We start from the raw sequence: 10,875 nt of genomic DNA on the forward strand, positions 1-10,875 counted from the left end.
GCGGCGCCTGCCGTCCTCCTGCGTGGGGTGAAAATCCTTTCTCGCATGATCAAAAATCGAAGCCTCCGCCGTCTTTTTGCTCCAGCCGTGCTGCGCAAAAGTGGTTTTTTAGGGTTGAAACTCCGCCAAACAGGATCATTTGCCCTAACGTTCCGTAGTCCGATCGGCCGGAACCTACCGCAGCTCTTTCGAGTTCTCGTTCGTGTATATGGAAAGGAGAGAGACATGGCTGCCACCACCGATGACATCAGAGCCTCCGTCAGCAAAGATATCGCTTCCCTCCAGCAAGAAGTATCTCGCCTGCAAAAGATGATCTCGGCGCAGGGTGCAGAAGCCTATTATGAAGTGCGCGACCGTGCCGGCAAGGCCTATGAGGACGCCCTCCCCCGCGCAAAGGGCGCCGTCGCCCAGATCCGGGCCGAAGGAATGGCCGCGGCAGGTGCAGCCCGCGAGCATGCGGCTGCGACGACGACTGCGCTGGCGCTCGCCGGTGCGATCGGTTTTCTAGCCGGCTATCTCTTTAGCGGCAGCCAGCAGCCGCCCCAGCACTGGTGGCGTTGATACAGCGCCGGCGGAAAACCTCCGTTTTTGTCACGAGCCGCATGATCTGAAAGTCAATGCGGCTCGTAATACTTTGGTCTCAGAAAAACCAAGTTTAGTCGTTATAAGCTGCGGCTAAAATGGGCGGGAGGACTATTCATGGAGAACCAGAAAGCGCATTTTATAGTCGAAGTTAGTGTTGATGGCGTCAACGGCCGCAGGGCAGTCGGCATCATGAATATGCGCCAAGCCCTTGAATTGCCTGAACTGCCGTGCCTTGCCTATACTCACCCAGACCCCGCCAAAGCAGCCGCGGGTGTCGTTATCAGCCGCCAGGAACTCGCCGGCTTCATGGCTTGCCACTAGGGCTTGCGATCTCCCCCAAATACGAGGCGGCGCGCAAAGCGCCGTCTGGCTTCTTGAGGTTTTTTCAGCCTCTCCATCTTAGGCGTCTTATTTTTCCCCGCGTTTTGTCCGCGTCTTGCTGGCATCAAGACAGTGTTCGTGCCAGAACCTGATCAACGGAACTGACGGGATAAAACAGAGTGAGGCAACGGCGCTCACCTCAGAAATCACGCGAGCGCGCAAGAGCGGACGGCGAAACGCCCAGCAAGCGGGTAACGCTGCCGCGTGCGCTGTCAAAGCTCGGCCATTGCTCGCGGACGCAGGCTGAGCGGCTGATCCTGGAAGGGCGCGTCTCGGTCGATGGCCGCAAAGTCACCGACATCTCCGCATGGATAGACCTGGCATCGGCCAAGATCCGTGTCGACGGCGCGGATGTGATCGCCGAGGCGAAGATCTACCTGATGCTGAACAAGCCCCGAGGGCTGGTAACGACGCGTGATGATCCGGAAGGCCGGCCGACCGTCTACGACTGCCTCAACGACTTTCAAGCGCCACATCTCTCGCCGGTCGGGCGATTGGACAAGGCGAGCGAAGGCTTGCTGCTCTTTACCAACGATACCCTCTTCGCACAGGCGTTGCTTGATCCCCTCACCCATGTCACCAAGACCTACCATGTTCAGGTCAACCGGATGATGGACAGCGAGATGCTCGCTGCGATGACCTACGGCGTCCGTCATGATGGCGAAGTCCTGAAGGCAACATCCGCGACGCTCTTGAGGAGCGGCGACAAGAACGCCTGGATCGAGGTCGAACTCGATGAAGGCCGCAATCGTCAGATCCGCCGCATGCTGGAAGCGCTTGATGTCGAATGCCTTCGCCTCGTACGGGTTGCGATCGGGGGCCTGGCCCTCGGTGAGCTGCCGAAGGGTGCGGTGCGCGCGTTAACGGATGCGGAATTGAAGGAGCTGCGCCAGAGCGCAGGTATGGAAACGGCAAGACGGAATTGAGTGCATGACGGAACTTGCGGCGCACGAGTTTTGGCAGGAGATCGACAGCCCGGGCACCTTTTGCAGCGATGGCGATTTCTCGACATCTTATGTCGCCGAGCTGGACGACGGGCGGCAGCTTCGTCTGCCCGTGCGCCCACTGGCAGACGGCCAACACGCACTGGCTTCTCTGATCATCAATCAGGCAAGCTTCGAGGTTCTCGATGTACTGGCTCAATCTCTGGCCGAGAGGCTCAAGATTTTCCAGGTCGAGGTTGTTGCCGGTCTGCCGACACTCGGGCTGACGCTTGCTGCTGCGGTAGCGCAGAAACTGGGCCATAGCCGGTATGTGCCGCTCGGAACGTCCCGAAAATTCTGGTACCGCGACGACCTGTCGGTGGCGCTCTCGTCGATTACCACCCCCACCCAGCAGAAGCGTCTCTTTATAGATCCCCGCATGCTGCCACTGCTGGTGGGGCGACGGGTCGCCCTGATTGACGACGTCATCTCCAGCGGTACCTCGATCGTTTCCGGGCTGCAGCTTCTTGCCAGCTGCGGCATCGAGCCCGTTGCGATTGGTGCCGCGATGCTGCAGTCAAGCCGCTGGTGCGAGACCCTTGATGCTGCCGGACTGCAATGGCGGGAAAGAACAGTGGGCGTTTTTTCCACCCCGACGCTGGAGATGACAGAGGCCGGCACCTGGCGCTGGTCAGCAGTCTGAGCGCCGGCAACATGGAGCGGCGATCGCGACATTTCGCTCTATACAGCGCGAGCCGAACCGCTACAGTCTCGCGATGGATTGAGGTTCGGGGCAAACCATGACGTTCGAGCAAGCATCCTTGCTGATCCTTCTGCTCGCGATGCTGGTCCTGTTTTCATTGGAGCGCTTCCGCATCGAGGTGGTTGCAATTGCCGGACTGCTCGCTGGCTATGCCCTTCATCTCTATTCCGCGGAACAGGTCTTCTCCGGCTTTGCCAGTCCTGTCGTTGTGACCGTCGTCGAGATCCTGCTCATCGTGCAAGTGCTTGCCCAGGCGCAGCTTTTCGATCAGCTCGCGGACTTCTTTGTACGGGCCAGGTTTTCCGATATCGCGGTCATCGCCACATTGTCAGGCGCGACCGGCTTTATCTCCATCTTCATGAACGACATCGGCGCGTTTTCAATCGCTTTGCCGGCAACGCTGCGCGTGAGTGACGCGCTCGCGATCCCCAAGCGACAGTTGATTATGCCAATCTCCTTTGCTGCGCTCTTTGGCGGGATCGTATCGCTGATCGGTACGCCAGCGAACATGCTCGTCAGCAATGCCTGGGCAGAGGCAAACGGCACCGGCTTTCGGCTTTTCGACTTTGCCTATGTCGGTCTGCCGGTCGCCATCGTCGGCATCGTCATGACCGCATGGCTCGCGCCGCGACTATTTCCGAAGACAGACGGACAGGCGTTTTCCGCCGCACCTGTCTCCCCACCGAGGCGACGGATCACGGAACGACATATCCCTGCGGGCTCCTTGCTGATCGGAGCGCGGCTCTCAGACTTGCCGGGTCGCTTCTCGCTGCAGCCGCACACGCTCGTTCGCGATGACAAATTCGTCTTTGGCACTCCCGACAGATTGGTTGTCGAGGCGGGCGATCTGCTGTTGGCCGAGGCGGACGAGACCGTATTTGACGGGCTTGAAGCATCCGGTAGTTTGCTTCCGCAGCGACATCCGAGCGCAGCCACTACCGCCGCGGATTATGTCGAGGCAGTCGTCATGCCAGAAAGCACGTTGGTTGGCTCGCGACTGCGTTCGCTTGAGGTGTTCAGCAGCCGCGATGTCACGATCTCAGCCCTCTCGATGCGCTCACCGCGGATCGAAGGGCGCTTTGGCGATTTGCAGCTGTCGATTGGTGACATTCTGGTGTTGCAAGGTGAGCAACGGGCGATCGCTGAAGCGCTTGAGGAGTGCGAGTGCCTGCCGCTGGCGTCGCAGCCGCCATCCCGAATATCCGCATCATCTTGGCAGCCCTTTGCCATTTTTGCAGCAGGCGTCGCTGCGACGGCCTTCGAACTCGTCACACCCGACATTGCGTTTGCGGGCGTCGTGCTTGTTCTGGCGCTCCTTGGGCACCTAAACATCCGCCAGGCAATGGGCGACCTCAACTGGCCAATCATTATCATGCTTGGCGCGATGATCCCGATCGGTTCCGCCGTCGCAACAACAGGCTCCGCCCAGGTGATCGCTGGAGCGCTCGGTTCCCTGGTATCGCTAACCGAACCGACCGTGGGGGTCGCGCTCGTCCTGTTTCTGTCGATGCTCCTGACCCCCTTTGTCAACAACGCGACAGTCGCGATCGTGATGAGCCCCATCGCCGTCGCCTTCGCAGCAGCCGGGCATCACTCTCCATCCACCTATCTGATCGCCGTCGCAGCAGGCGCCTCGCTTGATTTTATGACGCCCTTCGGTCACCACAACAATACTTTGGCCATGGGGATCGGAAGCTACCGCTTCAGTGACTTTTTGAAGGCCGGCGCACCGCTGACCGTGTTGAGCTATGGCCTTACCCTACTTCTTGTCTATCTCTTCTGGCTTTAGGAGCAGGTTTGCTTGACATCCCCGATGATGGAACTAGAGCAGGGAAAACGTCACGATCAACGCAGAAGGATGGTCGAGCCCGTGCGAATCCTCTCCGAAGCCCACATCAAAGAGCTCCCCAACTATTACCGGGGCAAAGTTCGCGAGAACTATGACCTGCCGGACGGCCGCCGCATCATCATCAGCACAGACAGGTTGAGTGCCTTCGACCGGATTCTCACCTGCATTCCCTACAAGGGCCAGGTCCTCACGCAGACGGCACGCTATTGGTTCGAGGCGACCAAGGACATCTGCCCTAATCACGTTCTCGACTATCCCGATCCGAATGTTGTCATCGGCAAGCGTCTCGATATCCTACCCGTCGAGATCGTCGTTCGCGGTTACCTCGCCGGCACGACGGGAACCTCGATCCTCACTCTTTATAAGAAGGGTGAGCGCGAGATGTACGGCATGCGACTGCCGGACGGGATGCGCGACAACCAGAAACTTCCAACGCCGGTTATTACGCCCACCAGCAAGGAATTCGACGGCGGCCACGATGAGCCGCTGACGCCTGCCGAAATCGTCGAGCGGAGGCTTCTGACCAAGGAGCAATGGGATACGCTTTCGCGTTACGCGCTAGCACTTTTCGCGCGTGGCCAGGAACTCGCGGCGCAGCGGGGGCTCATCCTCGTGGACACTAAATACGAGTTTGGCACGGACGCGAGCGGCAACATCATTCTCGCAGACGAAATTCACACACCTGACAGCAGCCGCTACTGGCTCGCCGACAGCTACCAGCCAAGTTTCGAGACAGGAACGCGCCCGACAAGCTTCGACAAAGACTTTGTTCGCGCCTGGGTCGCGGAACGCTGCGATCCTTACAAGGACGAAATCCCAGAAATTCCTGTCGAGCTGATCCAGCAGACCTCTGAGGTCTATATCAAGGCCTACGAGAGCATCACGGCGCAACGGTTCGTTCCCGACGACAGCGGAGCAACGCCGGTCGAGCGCATCCGCAAGAATCTCTCCGCCTACTTCACTTAAGCTCGCCGGACAGAAAGCCTGCAACATTGGTTGCAGGCTTTCTGTCGGTGGCGCTAGCATCTGCAATACTGGGTGGCGGCCTCGGGCCGGCGGGGGAAATGGATGGCACGCAGGCCAAGACGCAAGGCCGAAGAGACCCGCGAAGACATTCTGTCCATGGCAGAATTGTTGTTCCGCCAACGCGGTTTCGTCGCCGTTTCGATCGCCGACATTGCCGCCACGCTCGGCATGTCGCCTGCCAACGTCTTCAAACATTTCCGTTCAAAAACTGCCCTCGTCGATGCGATTGCGGAACGCCACCTGGGTGACGTGGCAGATCGCTTCGCGGCCTTTGACGATGAATTGCCGCCAAACGAGCAGCTGCTGCGCTTCGTGTTGCGCCTGCTCGACAGCCACCTGCAGGACATCCAGCAGAACCCCTACATCTTTGAAATGGTCCTGATGACGGTGCAGGCCAAGCTCGAGGCCGGCATTCGATACCGGGAGCGCATCGTTCGGAAGCTGGACGATATAATACGAGCAGGTGTCGCTGCGGGACGCTACCATTGCAGCACCCCGGAAGATGCCGCCGGTACCGTTGCCGATGTTTTGGCGAGCGTCCTCCATCCCGTTCTGATCGCTCGTGATGACAAGGACACACTTGTCCGCCGCGCAGAGCAGATCGTCAATTTCGTCGATGCCGCACTGCAAAATAGCGCTTGCTAAGTGACGATTTCTAACTTACGTCACTTCGTAAAGTGTTTCTTAAATTCGGATCAGTGGCACGTGATTCTGGATCGATGAACGGCCTCGTTGTTGATGGTCATCAGTTCGGACGCCACCGCACAAGGAATTCCATATGATACGGCGCATCTTCCTCGTTTCTACCGCTCTTGCCATCGGCAGCGTGCTTGCTGCGTGCAGCGACAGCGGTAACAAGCAAGGGGCGGCCGGTTCAGCGGGTGCGGCCGCTCAACAGGCGACCCCGGTTGGAGTCATATCGCTGACAAAGGCGAGCTTCCCCATCACCACGATTCTGCCGGGCCGTGCCGAAGCTTCGCAGATTGCCGATATTCGCCCGCAGGTGAGCGGCATCATCGAGGAGATCCCCTTCAAGGAAGGTGGCGAAGTCAAGAAGGGTGACGTTCTCTATCAGATCGAAGATGCCCCCTATCTGGCAACCGCCGCGCAGGCACGCGCCGCGATCGCCAAGGCAGAAGCCAGTGTTCCGAGCGCGCAAAGCAATTTCGATCGCTATCAGCGTCTTGTCGGTTCAGGCGCGACGCAGATCGAGCTTGAGACGGCGCGCACCAACCTTCTGCAAGCGCAGGCCGAGGTCGAATCCGCGAAAGCAGCCCTGACCGCCGCCGAAATCGATGTCGACCATACGAAAATCATTGCACCATTCGATGGCGTAATCGACCAGACCGCATATAACGTCGGAAACGTCGTCGCGGCCAACCAAACGGTTGCACTCACGACCGTACGTCAGCTGGATCCCGTCTATATCCTGCTGACGGAGTCGAGCACCAACCTGCTGCGGCTTCGCGAGGCGATCAGAAGCGGAGAGGTCAAGGGCAATGCCGGCAACGCCGCCTTCCGTCTGATCCTGGAAAACGGCAAGGAATATGACCAGAAGGGCACGCTCGATATGTCGAAGTCCGTGGTCAGCGAGACGACCGGCACCTTTATTATTCGTGTACGTTTCCCAAATCCCGACCATGTTATCCTCCCCGGCATGTACGTGCGCGCGACGCTCGAGCTCGGCGCGGAGGTCGGTTACGCGCTGCCGCAGCTTGCCACCAGCCGCAATGCAAACGGCGAGCTGACCGCACAGTTCGTCTCAGCCGATGGCAAAGTCGAAACCCGCATCTTCGAAAACGCATCGCCTTCCAACAATGCCTGGCTCGTGACCGAGGGCATCAACCACGGCGACCAGCTGATCGTCAGCGGCCTCCAGTCGATTTCGGCAGGCATGCCCGTTAAGCCAATGCCGATGAAAATCAATGATAGGGGCATCGTTGTGCCTACTGAGCAGGCCGCATCCGGTGAAGCACAGAAGCCCGCCGCGAAGTAACCGCGACGAACCGTGATCAGAGCCGCACAGGAACAGTAAGCCAATGGCCAAGTTTTTCATCCGACGCCCGATTTTTGCTTGGGTCATCGCGATCACGATCATGCTCGCGGGCTTGCTCGCAATCTTCACGCTGTCGATATCGCAATATCCTGATATCGCGCCGACGACCGTGCGCATCAACGCGACCTATCGCGGGGCGAGCGCTGAAACCGTCGAAAAATCGGTGACGACCATCATCGAAGACGGCATGACCGGCCTCGACGACCTGACGTACATGACCTCGACCTCGTCGACCGGGTCTGCGAGCATTTCGCTGACCTTCGGCACCAGCGCCGACCCCGATATCGCGCAGGTTCAGGTCCAGAACAAGCTCCAGCTGGTCCAGTCCCAGCTGCCGAGCGACGTCATTGACGCCGGTATCAGCGTCACCCGCTCGACCTCGAGTATCCTGCTCGTAGGCTCACTCGTTTCAACGGACGGCAAGCGCAATTCCGTGGACCTCGGCAACATCATGTCGACGTCCATCGAAGATCAGATCCAGCGGCTGGAAGGCGTTGGCAGCATCAACATCTTCGGCTCCGGTTACGCCATGCGCGTCTGGCTCGATCCGTACAAGCTGCTCAAATACCAGCTTACAACCGGCGACGTTACGTCAGCAATTGAAGCGCAGAATACCCAGGTTTCCGTTGGATCGCTCGGTGCGCAGCCCTCAGTCGAGGGTCAGCAGCTCAACGTGACCATCACCGCGCAGAGCCAGCTCACCACCGTTTCAGACTTCGAGCACATCATCCTGAAGGTTGAAAAGGACGGTTCCACCGTCCGCCTCAGTGACGTAGCGCGCATCGAGATTGGCCAGGAAAGTTACGGCGGCTCCTCCCGCTACAACGGCCAGCCGTCGAGTGGCTTTGCCGTCAACCTCGCCATCGGTGCCAATGCTATCGATACGGCAGCCCGTGTACGTTCCGCCCTTGACACGATCGGTCGCGGCCTGCCGGAAGGTGTGGAAATCACCTATCCGTACGACACCACACCGTTCGTCAAACTGTCGATCGAGAAGGTCGTCCACACGCTGATCGAAGCCATCGTTCTCGTCTTCATCGTATTGCTGGTCTTTCTGCAGAACCTTAGGGCGACGCTTATTCCAACAATCGCCGTGCCAGTGGTTCTGTTAGGGACGTTCGGCATTCTCGCCATGGCGGGTTATTCGATCAATACATTAACGATGTTCGCCATGGTGCTAGCGATCGGCCTTCTCGTCGATGACGCGATCGTCGTCGTCGAAAATGTCGAGCGCATCATGACGGAAGAGAAGCTGTCTCCCCTCGAAGCGACAGAGAAGTCGATGGGTGAAATCACCGGCGCCATCGTTGGTATCGCGCTCGTCCTTACCGCCGTGTTCATCCCGATGGCGTTCTTTGGCGGTTCGACCGGCATTATCTATCGCCAGTTCTCCATAACGATCGTCTCCGCGATGCTGCTTTCGGCCCTGGTTGCGATCGTCCTGACACCGGCGCTTTGCGCGACCATGCTGAAGCCGGTGACCGACCACAAGAAGCACCGGATAGGCGACTGGTTCAACCGCAACTTCACGCGTTCTACCAACGGCTATGTCCGGAGCATCGGCTACCTGCTGAAGCGGCCGATCCGCGTCATGCTGGTCTTCGTCCTGATCGGCGTCGGCTGCGCCTACTTGTTCAATCGCCTGCCAAGCTCGTTCCTTCCGCAGGAAGACCAGGGCGTTCTCTTGACGATCGTCACCACACCTCCGGGATCAACGACGCAGCAGACCCAGGCCGTCGTCGAAAAAGTCGAGAAATACTACCGTGAGAACGAGAAAGACGCCGTGCAGTCCGTCTTTGGCGCGCTTGGCTTTGGCTTCAATGGTTCTGGCCAGAACAGCGCCATCGTTTTCACCAAGCTCAAGGACTTCTCCGAGCGGACCGATCCCAACCTGCATGCGCAGGCCGTGGTGACACGTGCACTCAAGACGTTCTTCACCTTCCGTGAAGCGCAGGTCTTCGCGCTGCTGCCACCCGCGATCCAGGGTCTCGGCGTCTCTAGCGGCTTCTCCATGTATCTTGTCGACACCGGCGGTCATGGCACCGACGCTCTGGACGCGGCCTCGAAGCGCTTGATCCAGGCCGCAAACTCCAGCGGCAAGGTCGTTGCACTGCGTAGCAACAACAAGGAAGTCGAGCCGCAAATGAAGATTGTCATCGACCAGGAGAAGATTGGCGCGATGGGCGTCGATATCACCGCGGTCAACTCGATGTTGTCGGTCATCTTTACCGGCCGCGACGTGAACGACTTCACACTGAACGGCGAGATCAAGCCGGTCTACGTGCAAGGTGACGCGCCGTTCCGCATGCAGCCGGACGATCTGGACCATTGGTATGCGCGCAACTCGAGTGGTGAGATGGTACCCTTCTCGGCCTTCACCCGCACTGAATGGGTCAAGGGCGCCCCGACGCTCGCCCGCTTTAACGCAGTAAGTGCCATCCCGCTTGACGGCGCATCGGCGCCGGGCGTGAGCTCGGGTGACGCAATGAACGAAATGGAATCGCTGACGGAACAATTGGGCGGCGGCTACACGGTGGCCTGGCAGGGCATCTCCTACCAGGAACGCTTGTCCGGTTCGCAGGCACCGATGCTCTATGCTATCTCCGTGCTTGTCGTCTTCCTCTGCCTGGCAGCGCTTTACGAAAGCTGGTCGATTCCGTTTTCGGTCATCATGGCTGTGCCGGTTGGCGTGCTCGGGGCTCTCGCCGCCGCAACCCTCTTTGGCCAAGCGAACGACGTTTACTTCAAGGTTGGCCTGCTGACGACCATAGGTCTAGCGGCGAAGAACGCGATCCTGATCGTGGAATTTGCGAAGGACCGAATGGAAACAGGAATGGGGCTGTTCGAGGCGACTCTCGAGGCGGCGCGCCTGCGCCTGCGCCCCATCATCATGACATCACTTGCCTTCATTCTGGGTGTCGTGCCGCTGGCAATCGCAACCGGAGCAGGTTCGGCAGCGCAGAACGCAATCGGTATTGGTGTGCTTGGCGGGATGCTTGCAGCAACGGCTCTTGGTATTTTCTTCGTGCCCTCATTCTTCGTTGTCATTCGCCGCATCTTCTCGCGGGCGCAAAAAAATGAAGCGTGAGTGTTGTATAAATGCACTGTGAGAAAATGAGACTCGTTGTTACATTGCCGCCGACTGCTTCGGGATGGTGTTTCTCGTATGAGCGAAGCGCGGCCGATAGCGAAGCATGAAGGCTTCTGACAAGAATAGTTTGGTCGAGTTACAGGAAGATTTTTAATGGCATCTTTTCGCTTTGCCTCTCCGGCACTTCTGCTTCTGCTCGCG

The 10,875-nt window shown here is 58.8% G+C and carries 9 protein-coding genes; all 9 read left to right on the top strand.

From position 1 onward, the window contains the following. Positions 1–225 precede the first annotated feature (225 nt). The 9 genes from BN77_RS00055 to BN77_RS00095 all read left to right on the top strand — a co-directional run bounded on the left by BN77_RS00055 (position 226) and on the right by BN77_RS00095 (position 10,671). Complete coding sequence (locus BN77_RS00055) at positions 226–561, top strand: hypothetical protein (RefSeq protein WP_007527157.1); 336 nt, start codon at positions 226–228, stop codon at positions 559–561. 138 nt (positions 562–699) lie between these two features. Next, positions 700–906 (top strand): Clp protease/crotonase-like domain-containing protein, encoded by a 207-nt coding sequence (locus BN77_RS31750; RefSeq protein ID WP_028749585.1) that lies wholly within the window; start codon positions 700–702, stop codon positions 904–906. A gap of 179 nt (positions 907–1,085) precedes the next feature. Next, complete coding sequence (locus BN77_RS00065; RefSeq protein WP_007527159.1) at positions 1,086–1,892, top strand: pseudouridine synthase; 807 nt, start codon at positions 1,086–1,088, stop codon at positions 1,890–1,892. Positions 1,893–1,896: 4 nt separating this feature from the next. Beyond that, positions 1,897–2,592 (top strand): phosphoribosyltransferase, encoded by a 696-nt coding sequence (locus BN77_RS00070; protein ID WP_007527161.1) that lies wholly within the window; start codon positions 1,897–1,899, stop codon positions 2,590–2,592. Between the two features lie 97 nt (positions 2,593–2,689). Beyond that, a complete protein-coding gene (locus BN77_RS00075; RefSeq protein ID WP_007527163.1) occupies positions 2,690–4,441 on the top strand; it encodes an SLC13 family permease in 1,752 nt (583 codons plus the stop codon). Positions 4,442–4,522: 81 nt separating this feature from the next. Further along, positions 4,523–5,467, top strand: a complete 945-nt coding sequence (locus BN77_RS00080; RefSeq protein ID WP_040677471.1) for a phosphoribosylaminoimidazolesuccinocarboxamide synthase — start codon at positions 4,523–4,525, stop codon at positions 5,465–5,467. Between the two features lie 102 nt (positions 5,468–5,569). Beyond that, complete coding sequence (locus tag BN77_RS00085; protein WP_007527167.1) at positions 5,570–6,172, top strand: TetR family transcriptional regulator; 603 nt, start codon at positions 5,570–5,572, stop codon at positions 6,170–6,172. Between the two features lie 133 nt (positions 6,173–6,305). Continuing rightward, the gene (locus BN77_RS00090) at positions 6,306–7,523 is read left to right on the top strand and encodes an efflux RND transporter periplasmic adaptor subunit (RefSeq protein ID WP_007527169.1); all 1,218 of its coding nucleotides are present in this window, start codon (positions 6,306–6,308) and stop codon (positions 7,521–7,523) included. Positions 7,524–7,566: 43 nt separating this feature from the next. Beyond that, complete coding sequence (locus BN77_RS00095) at positions 7,567–10,671, top strand: efflux RND transporter permease subunit (RefSeq protein ID WP_007527171.1); 3,105 nt, start codon at positions 7,567–7,569, stop codon at positions 10,669–10,671. Positions 10,672–10,875 lie beyond the last annotated feature (204 nt).

It is taken from the genome of Rhizobium mesoamericanum STM3625, from assembly GCF_000312665.1.
Lineage (GTDB): Bacteria > Pseudomonadota > Alphaproteobacteria > Rhizobiales > Rhizobiaceae > Rhizobium > Rhizobium mesoamericanum.

Bases quoted from the DNA above. Each gene is read 5' to 3' on its own strand.
- BN77_RS00055 (WP_007527157.1), top strand. From the start codon at position 226: ATGGCTGCCACCACCGATGACATCAGAGCCTCCGTCAGCAAAGATATC.
- BN77_RS31750 (WP_028749585.1), top strand. From the start codon at position 700: ATGGAGAACCAGAAAGCGCATTTTATAGTCGAAGTTAGTGTTGATGGC.
- BN77_RS00070 (WP_007527161.1), top strand. From the start codon at position 1,897: ATGACGGAACTTGCGGCGCACGAGTTTTGGCAGGAGATCGACAGCCCG.
- BN77_RS00075 (WP_007527163.1), top strand. From the start codon at position 2,690: ATGACGTTCGAGCAAGCATCCTTGCTGATCCTTCTGCTCGCGATGCTG.
- BN77_RS00085 (WP_007527167.1), top strand. From the start codon at position 5,570: ATGGCACGCAGGCCAAGACGCAAGGCCGAAGAGACCCGCGAAGACATT.
- BN77_RS00090 (WP_007527169.1), top strand. From the start codon at position 6,306: ATGATACGGCGCATCTTCCTCGTTTCTACCGCTCTTGCCATCGGCAGC.
- BN77_RS00095 (WP_007527171.1), top strand. From the start codon at position 7,567: ATGGCCAAGTTTTTCATCCGACGCCCGATTTTTGCTTGGGTCATCGCG.